The sequence below is a fragment of the Staphylococcus sp. HMSC034C12 genome (genome assembly GCF_001835895.1).
Classification (GTDB): domain Bacteria; phylum Bacillota; class Bacilli; order Staphylococcales; family Staphylococcaceae; genus Staphylococcus; species Staphylococcus hominis.
Genome location: NZ_KV826358.1, coordinates 17919 through 37616, shown reverse-complemented (window position 1 = coordinate 37616; position 19698 = coordinate 17919). Strand labels below are relative to the sequence as shown.

20 protein-coding genes and 1 pseudogene are annotated in these 19698 nt (G+C 29.5%); 8 read left to right on the top strand and 13 right to left on the bottom strand.

The genetic code is table 11. The features are described 5' to 3' along the window. Positions 1 to 212: 212 nt before the first annotated feature. Positions 213 to 1041 (top strand): annotated as a pseudogene (locus tag HMPREF2629_RS09585) (lysostaphin resistance A-like protein); the annotation flags it as partial. Positions 1042 to 1312: 271 nt separating this feature from the next. Here HMPREF2629_RS09585 and HMPREF2629_RS09580 read toward each other — a convergent pair. Next, positions 1313 to 2002: a ribose 5-phosphate isomerase A gene (locus tag HMPREF2629_RS09580; RefSeq protein ID WP_049382599.1), complete on the bottom strand. Its 690-nt coding sequence runs from the start codon at positions 2000 to 2002 to the stop codon at positions 1313 to 1315. Positions 2003 to 2162: 160 nt separating this feature from the next. Between HMPREF2629_RS09580 and HMPREF2629_RS09575 the strand changes: the two genes are divergently transcribed. After that, positions 2163 to 2819: an MOSC domain-containing protein gene (locus HMPREF2629_RS09575; RefSeq protein ID WP_049434493.1), complete on the top strand. Its 657-nt coding sequence runs from the start codon at positions 2163 to 2165 to the stop codon at positions 2817 to 2819. A gap of 55 nt (positions 2820 to 2874) precedes the next feature. Here the strand turns inward: HMPREF2629_RS09575 and HMPREF2629_RS09570 are convergent, their stop codons facing one another. Both HMPREF2629_RS09570 and HMPREF2629_RS09565 read right to left on the bottom strand, forming a co-directional pair. After that, complete coding sequence (locus HMPREF2629_RS09570; protein ID WP_048680392.1) at positions 2875 to 3885, bottom strand: aldose epimerase family protein; 1011 nt, start codon at positions 3883 to 3885, stop codon at positions 2875 to 2877. Between the two features lie 29 nt (positions 3886 to 3914). Then, complete coding sequence (locus tag HMPREF2629_RS09565) at positions 3915 to 4241, bottom strand: YnfA family protein (protein WP_070813335.1); 327 nt, start codon at positions 4239 to 4241, stop codon at positions 3915 to 3917. 293 nt (positions 4242 to 4534) lie between these two features. Here HMPREF2629_RS09565 and HMPREF2629_RS09560 point away from each other — a divergent pair, with 293 nt between their 5' ends. Continuing rightward, the gene (locus tag HMPREF2629_RS09560) at positions 4535 to 5143 is read left to right on the top strand and encodes a DNA-3-methyladenine glycosylase (protein WP_070813334.1); all 609 of its coding nucleotides are present in this window, start codon (positions 4535 to 4537) and stop codon (positions 5141 to 5143) included. Between the two features lie 61 nt (positions 5144 to 5204). Here the strand turns inward: HMPREF2629_RS09560 and fni are convergent, their stop codons facing one another. Together fni and corA are read right to left on the bottom strand one after the other, a co-directional pair. Then, positions 5205 to 6254 (bottom strand): type 2 isopentenyl-diphosphate Delta-isomerase, encoded by a 1050-nt coding sequence (fni, locus tag HMPREF2629_RS09555; protein WP_061544284.1) that lies wholly within the window; start codon positions 6252 to 6254, stop codon positions 5205 to 5207. A 34-nt stretch (positions 6255 to 6288) separates the two neighbouring features. Next, entirely contained in the window at positions 6289 to 7236 is a 948-nt protein-coding gene (corA, locus tag HMPREF2629_RS09550; protein WP_070813333.1) for a magnesium/cobalt transporter CorA, read from the bottom strand. 121 nt (positions 7237 to 7357) lie between these two features. Here corA and HMPREF2629_RS09545 point away from each other — a divergent pair, with 121 nt between their 5' ends. Both HMPREF2629_RS09545 and HMPREF2629_RS09540 read left to right on the top strand, forming a co-directional pair. Further along, complete coding sequence (locus HMPREF2629_RS09545; RefSeq protein WP_070813332.1) at positions 7358 to 7837, top strand: thioesterase family protein; 480 nt, start codon at positions 7358 to 7360, stop codon at positions 7835 to 7837. Next, a complete protein-coding gene (locus tag HMPREF2629_RS09540; RefSeq protein ID WP_070813331.1) occupies positions 7837 to 8253 on the top strand; it encodes a hypothetical protein in 417 nt (138 codons plus the stop codon). Before HMPREF2629_RS09545 ends, HMPREF2629_RS09540 begins: the two co-directional genes overlap by 1 nt. 52 nt (positions 8254 to 8305) lie before the next feature. On the opposite strand, the gene HMPREF2629_RS09535 is transcribed toward HMPREF2629_RS09540, so the two are convergent. Beyond that, positions 8306 to 9205 (bottom strand): alpha/beta hydrolase fold domain-containing protein, encoded by a 900-nt coding sequence (locus tag HMPREF2629_RS09535; RefSeq protein ID WP_070813330.1) that lies wholly within the window; start codon positions 9203 to 9205, stop codon positions 8306 to 8308. A 193-nt stretch (positions 9206 to 9398) separates the two neighbouring features. On the opposite strand from HMPREF2629_RS09535, the gene HMPREF2629_RS09530 reads away from it, so the two are divergent. Continuing rightward, complete coding sequence (locus HMPREF2629_RS09530) at positions 9399 to 10028, top strand: hypothetical protein (protein WP_049334621.1); 630 nt, start codon at positions 9399 to 9401, stop codon at positions 10026 to 10028. 78 nt (positions 10029 to 10106) lie between these two features. Here the strand turns inward: HMPREF2629_RS09530 and HMPREF2629_RS09525 are convergent, their stop codons facing one another. Continuing rightward, positions 10107 to 12200 carry a DHA2 family efflux MFS transporter permease subunit gene (locus HMPREF2629_RS09525; protein WP_070813329.1) on the bottom strand — a complete coding sequence of 698 codons (2094 nt, stop codon included), beginning with the start codon at positions 12198 to 12200 and terminating at the stop codon, positions 10107 to 10109. Between the two features lie 12 nt (positions 12201 to 12212). Continuing rightward, positions 12213 to 12860, bottom strand: a complete 648-nt coding sequence (locus HMPREF2629_RS09520) for an HlyD family secretion protein (RefSeq protein ID WP_002448529.1) — start codon at positions 12858 to 12860, stop codon at positions 12213 to 12215. 121 nt (positions 12861 to 12981) lie between these two features. Here HMPREF2629_RS09520 and HMPREF2629_RS09515 point away from each other — a divergent pair, with 121 nt between their 5' ends. Next, positions 12982 to 13533, top strand: a complete 552-nt coding sequence (locus HMPREF2629_RS09515; RefSeq protein ID WP_049413638.1) for a TetR/AcrR family transcriptional regulator C-terminal domain-containing protein — start codon at positions 12982 to 12984, stop codon at positions 13531 to 13533. A gap of 53 nt (positions 13534 to 13586) precedes the next feature. Here HMPREF2629_RS09515 and HMPREF2629_RS09510 read toward each other — a convergent pair whose 3' ends face one another. The 3 genes from HMPREF2629_RS09510 to HMPREF2629_RS09500 form a co-directional block, all read right to left on the bottom strand. Continuing rightward, entirely contained in the window at positions 13587 to 14792 is a 1206-nt protein-coding gene (locus tag HMPREF2629_RS09510; RefSeq protein ID WP_049417324.1) for a putative multidrug effflux MFS transporter TcaB, read from the bottom strand. A gap of 20 nt (positions 14793 to 14812) precedes the next feature. Beyond that, positions 14813 to 16177: a membrane-associated protein TcaA gene (locus HMPREF2629_RS09505; RefSeq protein ID WP_019834778.1), complete on the bottom strand. Its 1365-nt coding sequence runs from the start codon at positions 16175 to 16177 to the stop codon at positions 14813 to 14815. A gap of 99 nt (positions 16178 to 16276) precedes the next feature. After that, positions 16277 to 16738, bottom strand: a complete 462-nt coding sequence (locus tag HMPREF2629_RS09500) for a MarR family transcriptional regulator TcaR (protein WP_017174925.1) — start codon at positions 16736 to 16738, stop codon at positions 16277 to 16279. Positions 16739 to 16909: 171 nt separating this feature from the next. Here HMPREF2629_RS09500 and HMPREF2629_RS09495 point away from each other — a divergent pair, with 171 nt between their 5' ends. Further along, positions 16910 to 17866 carry a YdcF family protein gene (locus HMPREF2629_RS09495; RefSeq protein ID WP_070813328.1) on the top strand — a complete coding sequence of 319 codons (957 nt, stop codon included), beginning with the start codon at positions 16910 to 16912 and terminating at the stop codon, positions 17864 to 17866. Positions 17867 to 17935: 69 nt separating this feature from the next. Here HMPREF2629_RS09495 and HMPREF2629_RS09490 read toward each other — a convergent pair whose 3' ends face one another. Beyond that, positions 17936 to 18601, bottom strand: coding sequence for an ABC transporter ATP-binding protein (locus HMPREF2629_RS09490; protein WP_017174927.1), 666 nt, complete (start codon positions 18599 to 18601; stop codon positions 17936 to 17938). Then, positions 18601 to 19656 (bottom strand): ABC transporter permease, encoded by a 1056-nt coding sequence (locus tag HMPREF2629_RS09485; protein ID WP_070813327.1) that lies wholly within the window; start codon positions 19654 to 19656, stop codon positions 18601 to 18603. The genes HMPREF2629_RS09490 and HMPREF2629_RS09485 overlap by 1 nt, the downstream gene beginning before the upstream one ends. Positions 19657 to 19698: the final 42 nt, after the last annotated feature.

Sequence of the window (19698 nt, the reverse complement as noted above, 5' to 3'; positions counted from 1 at the left end):
AACATATTTTATACAATCAATACCCATTTTTATTAAATTATTTACCCTTTAATTTATGATTCAGACATTAAATATTAGTTTCAAAAATTTAAAAATAATTCAATACTATTACATTTTAATGATATTTAAAATGGACAATTTATTTATCCCCTTGTAATATGTATAATATTAAGAAAAGAATATATATGGTTACCCTAATGGAGGTTACATACATGAAGACGAAACGTATTTCAGGATTTCAATGGACTTTAACAATTTTTGTATTTTTCGTTGTTACAATGGCATTGTCTTTAATCCTGCGAGACTTTCAAGCATCTATTGGTATTAAACGTTTTGTGTTTAGTATTAATAATTTAGCGCCATTTATTGCTGCAATAATTTGTATTATTGCATTTAAAAATAAGCGTACTCAACTAGCTGGTTTGAATTTCTCTATTGATATTAGAGTTATTGAACGTATAATACTTGCGTTAATTTTGCCGCTCATTATTTTTATTATTGGAATGATGAGTTTCAATAGATTTGCTGATAGTTTTATTTTATTACAAGCCAATGATTTATCAGTATCTGTATTTACAATTATGATTGGTCATATTTTCATGGCTTTCTTTGCTGAATTTGGATTCCGTTCATATTTACAAAATATTGTTGAAAGTAAAGTCAATACATTTTTTGCTTCAATCATTGTAGGTTTAATGTATTCTATTTGGACTATTAACACGACATATGGAATGCAATATGCAGGTTATCACTTCTTATATACATTTATGTTTTCAATGATTGTCGGTGAATTAATTAGAGCAACTAAAGGTCGTACGATTTATATTGCAACGTTATTCCATGCTGCAATGACATTTGCTCAAGTATTCTTATTTAGCGAAGAAACTGGCGACTTATTCTCTATGAAAGTTATTGCTTTAAGTACTACAATTGTTGGTATTATTTTCATTCTTTTAAGTTTAGTCATTCGCTTTATCTTATATAAAACAACAAACCAATCATTAGATGAAGTAGAACCTAATAATTATTTAGACCATGTAAATGATGACATAGATGATTCAAATAAGATATCTAATAGTGAATTGGATAAAAAAGAAACGTCACATCAATCGTTACAAGAAAATAATGTGACTCATACACAGACTAATGAATCTGAAGTCCAAGACGGTGATCATCATTTAAAATCATCTTCTAAATATACAGAAAATAGACGCTCATCTGTAGTGGATAATGTAAAAGAAGAAATCAATGATATCCATAAATCTAATAAATAAAAAGAAAAGAGAGGAACTTAAACATGTTCCTCTCTTTTTTACTTCTTATTAATTACTTTAATTCCTTCTTGAGTGCCAATAATCGCTTGTGTTGTCATATCTAAAAAATAACCTGTTTCTAGCACACCTGTGAGATGAATTAAAAATTCATGTAATTGATAAGGATCTATCTTACTTTTTAATTCACAGTCTAAAATATAATTCCCATTATCTGTAATAAATGGTATATCCTCATTCATTCTTCGTTCGACTGAGATATCATTATATGCTTCAATTTTTTTAGATATCAGTAACCAGTTAAATTTATCAACTTCAATAGGTAATTTGAAAGTTTCACCTAAGTAATTTACCATTTTACTTTCGTCTGCTAAAACTATAAATTGTCTTGCCATTTCATCAATGACTTTCTCTCTGAATAAGGCACCACCGCCTCCCTTAATAAGGTTTAAATCTGAATCGATTTCATCTGCACCATCAATAGCTAAATCTATATAAGTAATATCATTAATATCAACCACATTAATATTATATTGTTTAGCAAGAAATTCACTTTTATTAGATGTACATACACCTGTAACATTTAAATTATCTTGTTGAATACGCTCTGCAATCTTAGGAATCAATAGTTCAATTGTACTTCCTGTTCCAATTCCAAGAATCATATTATCTTGGATTTGAGCTACTGCATCATCTGTCGTCATTAATTTGAGTTCTTTCGCATCCTTCATCGGTACTATAACTCCTTTTCATATACTCATTTATTATTTTACACTAGCCTTTTTAAAATACCTAGGTCTATTTTACATTCATTTAATTTATCAAAAGATATTTTTATACTTTTTAAAAATATAGTAAAATAACAGATATGATAAAAAAGGAGACCATAACATGATTCCGGTATATGCTATTTCAACTGGTAAAATTAAAACTTTAAACTATGATCAAAAACGTCCAATGCATTCTGCTTTAAATAAAACAATGTTTTCTGGAAAAATGTGGTTATCTTATACAGGGTTCAGTGAGGATGAACAAGCTTATAAGGACCATGGTGGTCCACACAAAGCTGTTTGTTGTTTTAGTAAGAAAAATTATGCAATGTATAAAGATGATATTAATATACTACCTGATTATGCAATGTTTGGTGAAAATTTAACTCTCGTTGACCTTGATGAAAATGATGTGTATTTTGGAAATCAATATCAATTAGGAGAGGCAATTGTAGAAGTTTCTGAAATACGTGAACCTTGCTGGAAGATTCAAAGAAAGTATGGTATTAAACATTTAGTTAAGCGGATGTCATCCTCAGGTAAAACAGGATTTTATATGCGTGTTTTAAAAGAAGGTTATGTGCAGCAACAAGATCATTTATTACTCCTTAAAACTGCTGAATCTCCTACACGCTTATCTGTTCAAAATTTGAATGATATTTATTATAATGACCGTGAAAATATAGATCGTTTAAATAAAGCTATTAATAATCCTTACTTATCTCCTAAACGTATTGAAAAATTGAAATTATTAAAAGAAAAAGCAATGAATAAATAGAAACATACCACTATCACTTAATGTCATAGTGGTATGTTTCTGAATAAAAATAAAGTTATTTTTCTGAAATATGATATATTGTCTTCGCATAAAATGGAACATTAGCTTTTAGAATTGATTTAGCTTTATTGCCTTCATTATTAATATCATTAGGTAAGTATTGTGTTTCTAGCGCTACACCTGAATGAGGTTTATAAATATTAAAATCACTCTTCCATTCTGATGTATCATTAAAAGTAAAAATTACTATATTAGTCATTGTTGTTTCTACATCTAACGCAAACTCGTTATTTTCAACGATAAGACGATGATGACCAATATCAAATGGGTGATCGAGACCTTTATTAAAATGTATTTGTTCTTTAATTTGTTTATCTTCAGAATTAAAAATATCTTGAAATTGAATAGGTCGATGATTAAATCGTTCTAATAAATCAATAGGCTGTTGACTGGAAATAAGATGGTTCTGATCAATAGGATACATTTTTAATTGTTCACTTATTATAGAGTGATTATCAATGACATTATTATCTCTATTTAGATTAAAGTACACATGATTTGTAGGATTGAATAATGTATCTTCATTTGATGTTGCTTCATATTCAATCGTCCAGCGATGTTCAACATCATATGTATGTATAACCTTAATCATCATATCTCCAGGATAACCATCCTCTTTTGATTGTATCTGAAGTTTAAATATAACTTTAATATTTGTTATATTATTTTGTATTTCATAATCAAACAACCGTCTGTCTAAACCATTACTACCGCCGTGAAGTTGATTAGTCATTTCATTTGCTTCCAATTGATAATATTTATTGTTCAAATTAAAAGAAGCATTTTCAATACGTCCTGCATATCGTCCAATAGTAGCTCCAAATTTATATGGATTTTCAGGGTAAAATTCATCCGCTTCTACTTTATTACCTAACACAATATTATTATCATGATATTTCCAACACACAATTCGTGCTCCATAGTTTGTAAATACAATATACGTATCGTCATTATCTATTTTAATTAAATCTATACCATGATTTTGTTTCTCTACTTCAACTATCATTACTTACGTCTCCCTCTCAACACGCTTGATCAGGCTCTATTTGGTAAAATCATTATTAATACACCAATAATGCATACAACAGCACCTAAGACATCATACTTATCTGGAATTTGTTTATCAAATACAAATGACCATATGATACTCATTATAATAAACACTCCGCCATATGCCGCATAGACACGTCCAAAGGTTGGAAACACTTGAAATGTAACAATCACACCATATAAGACAAGTACTAGTCCACCAATACACCCTAACCAACTTGATTGTCCTTCCCTTAACCACAACCAAATTAGATAGCCTCCACCAATTTCACAGAGACCTGATAATACAAAAATAAATATTGAATATATCATTTCTTTATTCACCAACTTTTGAAAAGTTAGTTTCATTGTAGCAAACTGCTTTAAATTTCATCTATTACTTTTAAACTTTGACTTTATCATCAATACATATTGTTACACTTTTTTAATTAATATTCCATAGGTTTTATATAAATTAAAAATGTAAACGCTATCTATTAAATGTTTTTTCATTCTCTATCAATGTATTTAATATTTTCTAACTCTAACATTTTCCACTATAATAAAATTATTAAAAAATTTAGACAAGCATCCAAATGATTCATTTAAAGAAAGAGGTATTTATATTGGACTTTGTAAATAAACCAACAATTGAAACGGCTAAATCTTTATTAGGCGTTAAAATTAGTTATCAAGATCATACACAAACTTATAGTGGCTATATTGTCGAAACAGAAGCTTATTTAGGTTTTAAAGATAAAGCAGCACATGGATTTGGTGGGAAACAAACGCCTAAAGTCACTTCTTTATATCAACGTGGTGGAACCATATATGGCCATGTTATGCATACGCATTTACTTATTAATTTAGTAACACGTGAAGAAGGTATCCCAGAAGGTGTCTTAATACGTGCAGTTGAACCTGAAGATGGTATCGAAACTATGAAAATCAACCGAAATAAATCTGGTTTCGAACTTACAAATGGGCCAGGAAAGTGGACTAAAGCATTTAATATTCCTAGAGCAATAGATGGTTCAACAATTAATCAATGTCGTTTATCTATTGATGTAAGGAATAGAAAATTTCCTAGAGAGATTGAAGAAAGTGCACGTATAGGTATCCCAAATAAAGGTGAATGGACAGAAAAACACTTAAGATATACTGTTAAAGGAAATCCATATGTCTCTAGAATGAGAAAATCTGATTGTCTATTACCAGAAGAAACATGGAAGTAACACCTCATTCAATAAAAAAATCGCTTTTGAAAAGGTCATCCTTCTTCAAAAGCGATTAATATTATCCACGTTCAACTTTTAAATGTCTTTGTTCTATCCAAGACATTAACTTACTATCAAAAACAATTTTACTTTGTTTTAAATCATTAATATCTTTAGCATCTAACATTGTCATAATAGATTTCATATGGTCTATAAATGATTCTACATATTCAATGGTACTAGTGATACCAGCATGTTCAACTTGATTTAAAAATGGACGTGACATGCCAACAGCTTTTGCACCTAAAGCTAAACTTTTAATTGCATCTAAAGGTGTGCGTAATCCACCACTTGCAAATACATTTAGTTTATCTTGATAACTTATACTTTCAAGTAGTGATTCTACAGTCGATTGGCCCCAATTTGAAAGGTAATCCATGTCTTTATTTGAACGACGCTCATTTTCTATCGTGACAAAATTAGTGCCACCCTTTCCACTCACATCTACATACGTCACGCCTATATTTACTAAAGATTGTAGTAATTCTTTACTCATGCCAAATCCTACTTCTTTAATGATAACAGGTACACTCACGCGTTGAACAATTGCTTCCACATTTTCTAACCATGTCGAAAACTCTCTATTCCCTTCTGGCATCACTAATTCTTGTGGTGCGTTCACATGTACTTGTAAAGCTTGTGCGTCTAATAATTCAACTGCTTTAACAGCTTTATCTACTGGTACATCTGCACCTACATTACTAAATATAATGCCCTCAGGGTTTGTTTTACGTACAATACTAAATGATTCAGCCATCTTAGGATTTCTTAAAGCTGCATGTGTAGATCCTACAGCCATAGCTAAGCCTGTTTCTCTAGCAACGACTGCTAACTTTTCATTAATTGTCTTAGTCCAATCACTTCCACCTGTCATTGCATTAATGTACAAGGGAAATGTCATATCAAAATTTGAAGTATGACTCGTTAAATCCACTTGATTCACATTGATATTTGGAATTGAATGATGTACAAACCTCATACGGTCAAAATCTGATTGAGGGACATCTTGTTGTGCCATTGCAATTTCTACATGTTCATTTTTTCTTTGCTCTCTTTGGATATCTCTCATGTAACAACCTACTTTCCTTAAACTATGTTCTATATTAAAACCACTTTTTCTTTTTAAAAAAGAGAATTAATGCAATTGAAATGAGTAACATTATAGTTAAACAAATAAAATAACCATAGTGCCATTTTAACTCTGGCATATATTCAAAGTTCATTCCATATACGCCTACTATAAATGTTAAAGGAGAAAATATAACTGACACGAGTGTCAATACTTGCATAATACTATTCATTCTAAACGAAGAATAAGATTCAAAATTTTCTCGAATTTCATTTGTCATTTCTTGAGAGGTTCTAATAATATTATTTTGTTTAATAATATGATCATCAATATGTTGAATATACATTGAATGTTTATAATCTACAATTAAGTTACCTTCAGTCTTAATTGTATTCACAAGTTCTTGCATTGGGAATAATACACGTTTTATTTTTATAAGATTAGAACGTAATTGAAAGACATTATCCATTACTTTTTTACTATGTGTATCATCTACATGCGCATCTTCAAAGCTGTATACCTCATCTTCAATGGCATAAACAAAATCAAAATATTTATCTACCATCATATCAAGGATATGTATAACGATATCAGCACAATCTAAATCTGGATCATGTTTACGAGCATTCATATTGACAACTTCCATTAATGATTCAAAATGGTGTTGATGATAAGTAATTAATGTTTTTCCGTCTAGAAATACGTTCAATGCTATAGGAGTAAAATCATCTTTATGCATACTATGAAATACCATGTATTGGTAATCATCATAAGATTTATATTTAACTCGTGGTACCCCTTTAATAGCATCTTCTAATTCTAAATAGTTAAAATTATAGTTTTCAATCAAAAAATCATTTTCTTCGGATGTTGCATCTTCAAAATCCAACCACACAATAGTAGCATCATTAGGTACATCACTGATCTGTTCAACTTGAGTTAGTGGTTCGTTCTTAGTTTGATATCGAATTGTCATGGTCATCTTTTTGTTTCCTCCTATTTAACCATACGGTTATCATTCTACCATGAATTAAATATTGTGTATGTGTTATTTTATGTTAGTAAAGTATTTTTATAAAATTTCAAAGAAAGGATAAAATATTATGAACTATCCATTTATTATTCATAAAAGCGTAGTATCTTCTCAAGTAGATTTTAACCAACATATGCACGATGCAGAATATAATTCAGTTTTCAGTGAAGTTATTAGTGAATTTAATCATTATAATGGTTTATCATTAAAAGAAAGAGAAGCGCTTAATTATACAACATTTACAGTCGAAGAACATACAACATATTTAAAGGAATTACACTTCGAAGAATCGTTTTCAGTTCGTGTTCGTATTTATGATTATGATGAAAAACGTGTTCACTTCTTTTTAGAATTATTTAAAAATGATGAAACTTTAGCTGCAACAAGCGAAATAATGATGATGGGTATTAATCGTTTAACACGCCGCCCTGCTTCTTTCCCCGCACATTATAAATCTAATATCCAAATATACTATGATTCTCAATATGATCAGCGTTGGCCTAAATCATTAGGACATCAAATCGGCATTCCAAAAAAAGGAGAGGCATAATGACAGAGTCTATTTCTGAAATCTTAGAAAACACATTATTTGATCTTAGTGATACACTTAAACTACATTTAATTGAATTAAATGAAAATCGTTCATTATTTATGAATGGACCAAGTCAAGAGCTCATTCAACGAACATTTAATATCAGTTTTTACCAAGGACAAAAACAAGCGATAGAAGCATTAGATAGAGAAATTAAAACGACTACGGATGAAAATGATTTAATAGCTAATCTAAAAAGATATTCTCAAGACGTTGAACAACAACTTTTAAATGTAATAGAATTACATACTACAACTTATGAATCCGAAGAAAACTTAAGGTTGGCACAATCTCTCGATACTTATTATCATTGTAAAGGTCAGCATGATATTATTAGTGAATTATTATTGCAAATCAATAAATATTCAATATAAAAAATATAGGACTAAAGTAAAATCTAACTCAATTCTACTTTAGTCCTTATCATTATTCATGAATTGCCTTATTAATTTGTTTAATCACCTTATGAGATTCATGAATTGGGAATAACGCAAAGTCATGAAACATTTTTGGATACTCAAAAAATTGTATAGATTGATTATAAGTTTCCAATTCATATGCCAAACGTTGCATATCTGGATAATAAATTTCCTTACCACCACCAAACATTATAATTGGTGGCAATCCTTGTTTTATTCCATATATCGGAGAAATTAAAGGATTTGATAATGGTTCTTTATCGCTCCACACATTCATTATATTTTGAAGTCCTTGAATATTAACAAAACGATCTTTTTCAACCAAATTTTCAGTAATTTGAGGATTTATCATTGTTGCATCAAGCATCGGAGAAATTAAACATATTTTATATGGTAACGTTTTGCCATTTTCTACTAATTGTTGTACATAACTAAGTGCAAGTGCTCCACCAGTTCCATCACCCATAATAACAATATTTTCATTATTAACTTCACTTAATAACGATTCATATACATTATTAATTGCTTTAAATGTATCTTTAAGATGAAACTCTGGTGCTTTAGGATATATCGGTAAAACGACCTCATATAAAGTGTTGAGTGCAAGTTTGTCCATTAATCTCCAATGGAATGGAGAAGGTTGTAATGTGTTGTATCCACCATGAATATACAAAATTTTCTTTTTAGTTTCGTGACGAAAATTAAATCTAAACACTTGCATATCTCCTAAAGATAATTTATCAAGATTTGCTTTCACATTTAAAGTTGGAGGTTGCTTATGTTTCGCTCTATTAATATCTTTTCTACGCTCCATAAACGATTCAAATTCGTCTTTACTCTTAAACTGAATTGAGCGATTATGTAGTAAATATTTATTAACGATTCTATTTACCATACGTGTTTTCATAAAATTTTTACCTACCTTATAAATTTATAAAATTAATCAAACTTTATTACAGAAAGCTTAAAAAACGATATAATACTATTTATATGATTAAAAATGAGCAATCTAGTTCATATAATTGCCTATTGCATATTAAATTCAGTATAAATGAGTCAACTATAGAAAACAAATGAATGACGGCAAAGGAGTAATAATAATGCAAAATCCTAATAGATATCAAACAAACCGCCCCCCATATGATCGTGTTAACCAACAAGCTTATTATGGTAAAAAGAAAAATTCGTGGATAAGTTTAATTATACATATCATCATTCTTATACTTGTAGGGATTACTTGTTATAGCATGTATAAACAGCCTATTCTAAATTTTGTTCTTGCAAATCAAGCGATTGATTTCTCTGAGATTAAAAATTTTCAAAATACAACTACTCAGATTGGACCACTCAATATTAATATTAGTGAAGTCGCTAACTTACAAGGTGTAATCGATAAATTTATTCTAGCCTTTAATATATTTTTCGTTTTATGTATTGGCAGCATGATTATTTCAATTTTAACCATTGTATTTAATAGAACGATTTTAAAAGTGATTAATTTCATCATTATCGCTGTTGCATTAATGATTGCTTTTTCCTTTAGTTATACAATTCAAATGTTAGGAAAGCAAATCTCTCAGAACTTGCATCACTTTTTCTTAGATTTACCACCAAATCAAATTATTACTGAAGCAGATGCTATTCACAATGCACTGATCTTACTTTCAAGTAGTTTAGCGTTATTATTTATAAGCTTTTTCTTTAGAAATCGTCATCCTAGAATCAAATAGAAATGTAATCTCATTTTATATTTAATAAAATAAAAAAAGGTATTGAACATTTTATATGTCCAATACCTTTTTTATTTATTAAAATTTATTACTTTCTTTACTCATCAATCTGTCATGTTCAGCTTTAGCACCTTTTTTACCTTTTAAGAATAAACTTAAAACGAATGCTAAGACACTTAATGCTGTAGCAATCCAAAACGCATCATTGATCCCTTCGATTGAGGCTAATTTATTTACATAAGTCAAGATAACTTGTAATGCGCCTTGTTGACCCCCATATTGTGCTGCCATTTCACGTACATGATCTTGAATGACTGGATTAGTTTTATCTAATTCAGTTGAAAATGCATTCAGATGATTTGTAGATTGAGTTGTCATTACAGTAACGAGAATCGCAGTACCAATTGAACCAGCTAATTGTCTCATCGTATTTAAGAACGCATTACCATGAGAAATTAAGCGAGGTGGTAAGGCATTGATAGCTGCAGTCATTAACGGCATCATAACAAATGCCATACCTAGTGAACGTATTACATAAATACTCATAATATGAAGATAAGAAGTATCCATATTCAGTTTTGTTAATTCATACGTTCCGTAAGTCATCACTGCAATACCGAATAAAGCAAGTGGTTTAAGACCAATAGTATCAAGTAATTTACCAGCAACAGGTCCTAATACACCCATTAATAATGAACCTGGTAATAATAGTAAACCAGAATCTAATGCTGAGAAACCACGTAAATTTTGAAGATATAATGGTAATAAAATCATACCTCCAAATAAACTCATCATTACTACCATGTTTATAATAGTAGTAAGCGTGTATGTTGGTGATTTTAGCACTTCTAAATTAAGCATTGGTGCTTTCATTGTTAATTCACGAATAGCAAATAAGATGATGAACACAACACCAATTATAAACATTATAATGATTTCAGTTGAACCCCATCCTTTATTACCAGCTTCACTAAAGCCATATAATAAAGCACCAAATCCAATTGTACTATAGACGATACCACGATAATCTGCTTTTGGATTGATTGTTTTTTGATAGATTTTGAACCATACTAATCCAAATAAGAAAGCAAGTAATCCTAAGATAAACATCATATAGAACATAACATTCCAATGATAATTTTGGACGATGTAACCAGATAATGTTGGTCCAATCGCTGGAGCAAGAATCATTGCAATACCCATTGTTCCCATTGCCACACCACGTTTTTCAGGTGGGAAAATAGTAACAATTACATTAGATCCTAATGGCATTAATATACCTGCACCAATTGCTTGTAAAACACGTCCTCCCATCATAATTGGGAAGTTAGTTGAAATACCACAAACTAATGAGCCGATTGTAAATAATAAAAGCGCTATTAAAAATAGCTTACGATATGAATACTTATTAAATAAAAACGCACTTATTGGTATTAAAATACCATTTACTAACATGAATCCTGTCATCAACCATTGCCCAGTTGAAGCAGAAATATTGAACTCTGTATTAATTCTAGGTAAAGCTACATTAAGTAATGTTTGGTTTAAAATTGCGATAAACATACCAAACAACATAGCAGCTAAAATTTTACCTCTTGTAATCCCTGCACCGAAGACAAAATCTTGTGTTTGGTCTTTTATACGTTCGTTCACACGTCCTTCTTGTGAATCAGGATTAATAGGTTCATAAATAGAATCTTTGGAAAGATGTTGATTATTAACATCTCTATCATTATGATTTACTGTATCTTCAGAATGCGTATTGCGTTGTTCATCATCTGAGTAGTGTAAGGAATGTGACGTTTGTTTTTGCTCAGGATGAATTTGTTCTGAAGATGAATCTTGTTGCTCTTGTTCTTCTTCAAAATGATTTTTTCTTTTATCATTATTGATATCGTTATCTTCCTTATAATGAGATTGATCATTATTAAAGTAACGTTTTTTCTCTTCACTGATTTGAGAAGAGGATGCATTCTTTGCATCGTTATTTTGTTCTAAGTCACTCATTTTAAATTTAGATGGATTATTTTGACTCTTAGATTCTTCATTTACTTGTTGTCCCTTTGATTGATTTAATTTAGATTTATGACGTGATTTCAACACGAATAAATTAATTAAACCAACTAAAATGACCGCTGAAACGATATATCCAATAATGAAGGTCACTGTCATTTTATGACCTCCTTAGTCTTTATGGATTTTAACTTCAGCGTTCATTCCAGGAACAACATTTTTAGATGGTTGTGAATCTAAAGAAATTTTCACAGGAATCACTTGTGAAACTTTAGTATAGTTACCGTCACTGTTTGATGATGGCATTAATGAGAAACTATTTGCAGTTGCTTTTCCGATTTCTTTAATTTTACCATCGATTTTAGAATCTTGACCGTCGATTGTTACATCAACTTTATCGCCTTTTTCAATGCTGCTTAAATCATTTTCATCGATATTAGCTGTAATGTATAAATCATCTAAATTATATGCATAAGCAATTGGTGAACCTGCTTGAGCGATAGAGCCTTCCATTCCATCAGTTTTAGCAATTGTACCATCTTGTGGCATTTTAATTTTTTGATCTTGAGTTTGACCATCTTGACCTTGAGCAGTTACTTCTGCCACTGTGTCACCTTTTTTCAATTTATCGCCTTGTTTTGCGTCAAAAGATTTAATTTGTCCAGATGCTGGACTCGCAATTTTAATTTGATTACCGTCAACTTTAGCATTATCAGTTGTTACATAGCTAGTTGCATTATGATAGAAATAAAATCCAACTACTCCGATAATAACTAAAGCAACGATAGTAATGATATTGATTAACACCATTTTCTTCATTGAACTTTCCTCCTATTTGCTTTTAAAAATCACTTTATATATTATAAAGACATATCAATAAAAAAAACACCAACAAAACTTAAAAAATTGTCGGTTATTCTTTTTAATTTAGGTGACATACATGAAATTAAAAGCGAAATATAAAATTATAATAAGTATGATCGATTTGCTAGAAGATTATCCTTTCGAACAAATTTCAATTAAAATGATATGTGCAAAATGTAAAATTAATCGTTCAACCTTTTATGATAATTTTCAGGATAAATACGACTTATTGTCTACAATCCAAAGTTACCATTTAAATAAGTATGAAAAATTATTAAAAGCACTTTCTAATAATTTTCACAATATAAAAAAAGAGCCTGAAAAAGTATTTAAGTTCTTCCATATTATTCTCAAATATATATATAGAAAGAAATCTTTTTTCCACGCTATTTTCATCTCAAATCCAAATAAAAGTTTAACTATGGACTACTTAGATATTACAAAGAAATATTACGCTAAGATTTTAGTTGAAAATGAAACTTTAATTCAAAATAGAGAACTTTTTATTTCTTATACCGTTAGCGGTCAAATTGGAGTAATTCTTTATTGGCTAAGAAGTGGTTGCCAAGAAAGTCCTAAAGAAGTAGCAAATTCTTTATTATCCAATACAATTAAGTTACAGAGATAATAAAGAAGGGAGCAAGACAGAATCAAATTAAACTCTGTTTTGCTCCTTTTTATTTATCTTTTTGTTTTAAACACTTTAAAATTAATAAGGTGTAAAATAACAAGGATTACAATTGCACTAATAATGATTGTTAGATAAGGCATACTGTTATATTCTCCTTTTACATTTACCAAAGGTGTAACAATACCTCCAAATAAAAATTGTACAAGTCCTAATAAACTTGAAGCACTACCATTACCAGTGGTACTTTCCTCCATCGCAATAGAAAACCCTAAAGTAGCTACACCTGTAACTGGAGCTACTAATGTTATAAAACCAATCACTAAAAAAATGAATGATCCATGTTGGATGAGCGTTAACGAAACAATACATACACCAATAACTTGGATACATGTCAATAACCTTAAAAGTGTTTGCGTATGAATATAATCTACTAATTTTCCTGTTAATTGACTAGAGACGATTAATGTTATTCCTATTCCAGCAAACATCCAACTAAAATGCAGTGGAGAGACACCATAAATTTTTTGAACTAAAAACGGTGAAGCAGAAATATAACTAAATAATAAAATAAATGAAACACCTTGTATGAGCATGGGTAGCACAAATCGTGGTGTACCTAATAAGCTTTTAAAATTCTGAAATATCACTTTGATACCACTGCTATCTCTATACTCTAAACTTAACGATTCTGGTATTTTTGTTAGACTCCCCATTACCATTAATATACCGAAGATAGTTAATATAACAAATATGACTCTCCAAACTGCTACACTTAAAATGATACCTCCAAGCGCAGGCGCAATAACCGGAGCAACACCATTAACTAGCATTAATAAAGATAGGAATTTAGTTAATTCATTACCTTTATATAAATCACTTGCAATGGCTCTTGAAATAACTGCCGCGCCTCCCCCAGTAATACCTTGTAAAAGTCTTAAGATAATCATAAGCCATATGTTATGAACAAATATGATTCCGAGACTTGCAAGAGTAAAAATGGTCATAACGATAATTAAAGGTTTTTTACGCCCCAAACTATCGGAAATCGGTCCTACAAATAAATTACCAATTCCAAGACCAATCATAAAAAACGATAGTGTTAATTGAGCATGAGCTGTCGTAGTGTTGAAATCATTTTTCAATTCAGGTAAACCGGGTAAGAACATATCAATCGCTAAAGGTCCTATAGCAGTCAACATACCTAGAATAATAATAAATAACAAGGAATGCTTATCTTGGTTATGTCTTTGTTCCATTTAAATATTCTCCTTAGTATCTATTTAATGTTTATAATTTGTAATATTCCATTATCTTTATTTTCTTCTATTTCATAAGTGACATATTCTATTTCTCCGCGTTGATTAATTTGTTGTACTTTAGCTTTAATAATATCTCCACTTTGAGTTGCACTTAACAACTGTGAGAACTCAAAATGCTTTGAATCACTTAAATGATTTTTTATATCTATATATGCATCAGACTTATTTTTTAGAAATGGACTTATTATATCAAAATTTTGTTGATTAATAGCATTATTTAGAGCATAAGCATATTGATTAAAAAATGGTTCTAACGTAACTCTAAGTATACTTTCTTCTTCAGTTTTCTTTGAAACATAATCAGAAATTTTATCTTCATCAAAGTCCAGTATGGCACTATTAATGTTTCCTAAATCTTTTGCTTTTATTGTTTTACTTGTAGACGTAAATGTTTTGTCTTTAACCATACCTGTAGCTGAAACACTAATGTCTTTATTTTGAGGATATGGACCATATATTTTTGATGCATCATATTTCATTTCTTTATCATTAATAGTTACTTTTAATGTGTTTTTATCTAAGTCACTTTTACCCTTTAATTTAACTTTAAGTGCAGCTTCGTTAAAGTTCTCATTAACATCCACAGTATTTCCTTTAGCATATCTAAAATCAAATTTCATTTGACCTGTAAAATGACCATATTCCGTGTCTTTTTCAGCATCGATAGCATAAACACCTGGAATGTATTTGCCAATAGAAGTTGCTTGATTCGCCTTTGCATGAATGACTCTACGTTTTCCACCAGCTTTAAATTTATATTTTGTATCTATTTTCGGCTTAACAATAACCGTTTTTGTAGGTGGTCTATAACTCATATTATTAAAGATTAAAAAACGCGTTCCATTTTTACTAATTTTTAATACATTTTTATCTGTTTTTGTTTGTATATAGGCAGAATCATGATTACTTTTATTTAATTTATCTGTTGTGTGTTTGACATCGTGAATAAATTTCATCATTCCAACTTCATCTTTAATATATTGAATATAAACACTTGCTTCTTCATCATCTACAGGAACATCTTTAGTACTAATTAACGTAGCTACTTTTTGAGCATCGTTGTTATCAATTGCGTTTACAAGAATTTTAGTTTGAGCTTCGGGGGAATTGAAATTTCTTAATAGTATGAAAACAATACCAATTAAAACAACAATGAAAGCTATAATGACCCACGGAATAAACTTTTTAAATTTTAAATTAGATTGTTCTGATTGAGAGGACGATGTTGCTTTATTTTTTTCTTTTGGTATCATATTTCCACAATTAGAACATTGCTTATCACTTTTATTTAATTCTTGTCCACAATAAGGACATTGTTTCATTTTCTCATCAACTTCCTCTCATAAGATGCAATGTCATTTATATTTTTCACACAAATATTATAACCCTTTTTTCTTGTGGAGATAACTTCCGATTAACGTTTATTTTACCTTAGCATTAAACTGCTTCACACGTTCATCTATAATATAAAGCACACTCAGAGCTTTTTCTATATCACTACTAGATAAGTCTTTAACCATATCATTCACAATTTGACTTATAATTTCGTTATTTTCTTCCGTATATTGGCGCCCTTTCTCTGTTAAAACAATATACTTTAAACGTTGATCTATTTTATCGTTAGGCTTCTGTAATGCAACAAAGTCACTTTCTATTAATTTTTTTATACGACGACTTACTGCCGCTTTATTAACCCCTTGTTTTTCAGTAATTTCTGTTATAGATAAAGCTTGATGATGACTAAGTAATCGTAGTACATTCGATTGCTCAGTAGAAACACCATATTTTACTTGTTGATCTTTTAAAAGTTTAGACGTTAATGTATTTGTATCGTCTATGAAATGTTTCATAAATTCAATATGATTTTTTGAGATTCTATTCATTACAAATCTCCTTACTTAAATAATTTCATATATTATGTAGTTAATTTTTATACTCTGTTAAATAATATCAATAATTTTCCACGTTGAAAACAAATAGAAAAATATAATAGTTGCTAAATTGTGACCCTTTCATTACATTTAAATATATAAATAGATATGAGGTTATTAAATATGCTAGCAATCATTTTATTATTTATTGTTTTAATTATTATCCTAAGTGTTTTGTTTAATATAAGACATTTTATCTCCCTTTCTTTTTTTATTACAAGCGTGATATTATGTTTCACCATTAATCTCATTAATATCATGACCATGACTCTACCAACTGGATTGTTTATATTAATTATCATTTCTACCATCGGTTTGCTTGTCAAACATTCTCATCTATTTAAAATAAAAAAAGGAACCCGTTTCTTAAACAAAATGTTTCGTAGATTAATAAATGGTGTCTTATTTATTGGTATATTTATATATCTTAGTACAATACCATTATCTATTTTAAATGGCATGTTTTTATGGATTGCTTTAATTTTATTTAGTGCTTGTTACACTTTCATTATATATTTAATTTTTTCTTCTGCATTTGGACGTGCTAAAACCCATAAACAATATGATGTGATTCTTATACTTGGCGCAGGTATATTCACTGAAACAATCACTCCTATGCTAGCCTCTAGACTGGATAGAGCTTTAAAAATCTATAAAGTACAGTCGCATAATTGCAACATATTGGTAAGTGGTGGTCAAGGTCCTGACGAACCAATTTCAGAGGCCTTAGCAATGAAGAATTATCTCATTAAATGTGGTGTATCATCTTCTTCAATATTGATGGAATCACAATCAAGCAGTACATATGAGAACTTTTTATATTCTAAATCTTTCATTAATACATCGTTTGAAAATGTCCCTAGTATTTTATGCGTGACGAGTCAATTTCATATTTTAAGAGCCTTACGTTTTGCACAAAAGTTAAATATAAAAGTAATAGGATTAGGAAGTTCAACGCCTTATCATTTTCTAGATAAAGCGCTCTTACGAGATTTCCTTGCACTTATGTATCAATATAAATTACTTTTGACTTTGTATTTAGTTGGACTATTTATAGTATCAATTTGGATATTACTTTAATATATAAAAAGTCTGGATCATTTTCTTATATGACCCAGACTTTTCCATCATATTCATACTACTCACTTTTTAATTAAGTATTTTGCCGTCTTCTAATTTTACGACGCGATCAGCATAGTCAAATAATCGCTCGTCATGTGTAATCATAATACCTACCATCTGTTCAGATTTTATACGTTCCCTAATCATCTCTACTACTTTCGTAGCACGACTTGCATCTAAGCTTGCTGTTGGTTCATCAGCAAGAATGATTTTAGGATTATTTGTAAAGGCACGCATAATTGCTACACGCTGCTTTTCTCCTCCTGATAACATATGTGGAAATGCATTCAAACGATCTTTGAGACCAATTTCTGTTAATAAATATTTAGCATTTGAAGCAGCTTCTTTTTTATTTACTCCCGCTTCCTTAGCAATAACAGTGAGTTGCTCTTCAACAGTTAGATAAGGAACAAGGTGTGATGCTTGAAAAATAAAACCAATATCATTAAGTCTTAATTCTGTACTATTTTTATAATTTGAATACAAATCATGACCTTCATATAATATCTTACCATCAGTAGGTGTTAACAACCCACCTAATATATTTAATAGTGTCGATTTACCTGAACCTGATGCACCATTTAAAATAATAAACTCTCCTGGTTGAACTTCTAAATTAATATCCTTTAATACGTTTGTCTTCGCTAAACCTTCTCCAAATGTTTTACTAATATGTTCGAGTTTTAATGTCATTATTCCATACCTCCAATAGCATCAATTGGATCCACTTTTAATACTTTGATAAATGATAGTAAGGCACCGATACATCCTACAATAAGAAAAATAACAATCATTAATAAAATTGTACCGTAACCTAAATAAAATGGCATAGTCACTGGCATAATTAAACTTAATATTAAAATAAGTATTGTGGCTAAAATAACACCCACCATAGTAGTTAAAATAATCTCTATAATTAATGAGCTTAATAAATGTCTCGTTTTAATTCCTACTGCTTTTAATATACCTATTTGTGAGATTTTTTGGATGGTCATAACATAAAAGAATGCACTTAATACAATTGCTGTAATCACGAACAAACTAATTATCATTAAATTCAATGGCATTTGTTCTGCTTGGTAACTTGCAATGTTATCAGTCAATGTTTTTTCATTAACAGTTGTTACATTAGAAATATCATTTATTCTATTTTTATCTTTTTTACTTAATTCTTTAACTGGATAGAATGTAGAATAATTTTTATTAAGTGCTTTAAAATCTGAATGATTCATCATAACCATTGAGCTATGAGAATACATTGTATCTTCAATAATACCACTTACTTTATAATCTTCTTTATGACCTTTAAACTTAATCGTATCCCCTTTTTTTACATCTTGTCCTGTTAATTTATCATTTATTGCAACTTCATGTGAGTGATTAGGATATCGACCTTCTTTTAAAGGGGGACGACCTTCTTTAGAGGTAGAGAAAGTAAGAATATCTTGATCTTGTTGTTTTAATTTTAATGTTTGAGGTCCAAGATGTGTTGCTTGTTGATTTATAATATCTTCTATCTTATTTTGTTGATTTGAATCAAGTTGTGATGTTTCAATTTTAGGTTCTTTCATTTTTTCAATAATATATGTTTGTGCATTTTGATTGTTTAAAAATGACACATTTTCTCTCGCTAAACCTTGAGCTAAACCATTAATAAATAATACCATACTCCCTAGTAAGAAGATGATTAGCATAATTAATATATATCGAAATTTATAAAATTTTATTTCTTTCCAAGCTAAATTCATTTCTTTTTTCCTCCCTATTTATCTTTATTAAACAGTATAGAG

Bases quoted from the DNA above. Each gene is read 5' to 3' on its own strand.
- HMPREF2629_RS09580 (WP_049382599.1), bottom strand. From the start codon at position 2,002: ATGAAGGATGCGAAAGAACTCAAATTAATGACGACAGATGATGCAGTA.
- HMPREF2629_RS09575 (WP_049434493.1), top strand. From the start codon at position 2,163: ATGATTCCGGTATATGCTATTTCAACTGGTAAAATTAAAACTTTAAAC.
- HMPREF2629_RS09570 (WP_048680392.1), bottom strand. From the start codon at position 3,885: ATGATAGTTGAAGTAGAGAAACAAAATCATGGTATAGATTTAATTAAA.
- HMPREF2629_RS09565 (WP_070813335.1), bottom strand. From the start codon at position 4,241: ATGATATATTCAATATTTATTTTTGTATTATCAGGTCTCTGTGAAATT.
- fni (WP_061544284.1), bottom strand. From the start codon at position 6,254: ATGAGAGATATCCAAAGAGAGCAAAGAAAAAATGAACATGTAGAAATT.
- corA (WP_070813333.1), bottom strand. From the start codon at position 7,236: ATGACCATGACAATTCGATATCAAACTAAGAACGAACCACTAACTCAA.
- HMPREF2629_RS09545 (WP_070813332.1), top strand. From the start codon at position 7,358: ATGAACTATCCATTTATTATTCATAAAAGCGTAGTATCTTCTCAAGTA.
- HMPREF2629_RS09540 (WP_070813331.1), top strand. From the start codon at position 7,837: ATGACAGAGTCTATTTCTGAAATCTTAGAAAACACATTATTTGATCTT.
- HMPREF2629_RS09535 (WP_070813330.1), bottom strand. From the start codon at position 9,205: ATGAAAACACGTATGGTAAATAGAATCGTTAATAAATATTTACTACAT.
- HMPREF2629_RS09530 (WP_049334621.1), top strand. From the start codon at position 9,399: ATGCAAAATCCTAATAGATATCAAACAAACCGCCCCCCATATGATCGT.
- HMPREF2629_RS09525 (WP_070813329.1), bottom strand. From the start codon at position 12,200: ATGACAGTGACCTTCATTATTGGATATATCGTTTCAGCGGTCATTTTA.
- HMPREF2629_RS09520 (WP_002448529.1), bottom strand. From the start codon at position 12,860: ATGAAGAAAATGGTGTTAATCAATATCATTACTATCGTTGCTTTAGTT.
- HMPREF2629_RS09515 (WP_049413638.1), top strand. From the start codon at position 12,982: ATGAAATTAAAAGCGAAATATAAAATTATAATAAGTATGATCGATTTG.
- HMPREF2629_RS09510 (WP_049417324.1), bottom strand. From the start codon at position 14,792: ATGGAACAAAGACATAACCAAGATAAGCATTCCTTGTTATTTATTATT.
- HMPREF2629_RS09505 (WP_019834778.1), bottom strand. From the start codon at position 16,177: ATGAAACAATGTCCTTATTGTGGACAAGAATTAAATAAAAGTGATAAG.
- HMPREF2629_RS09500 (WP_017174925.1), bottom strand. From the start codon at position 16,738: ATGAATAGAATCTCAAAAAATCATATTGAATTTATGAAACATTTCATA.
- HMPREF2629_RS09495 (WP_070813328.1), top strand. From the start codon at position 16,910: ATGCTAGCAATCATTTTATTATTTATTGTTTTAATTATTATCCTAAGT.
- HMPREF2629_RS09490 (WP_017174927.1), bottom strand. From the start codon at position 18,601: ATGACATTAAAACTCGAACATATTAGTAAAACATTTGGAGAAGGTTTA.
- HMPREF2629_RS09485 (WP_070813327.1), bottom strand. From the start codon at position 19,656: ATGAATTTAGCTTGGAAAGAAATAAAATTTTATAAATTTCGATATATA.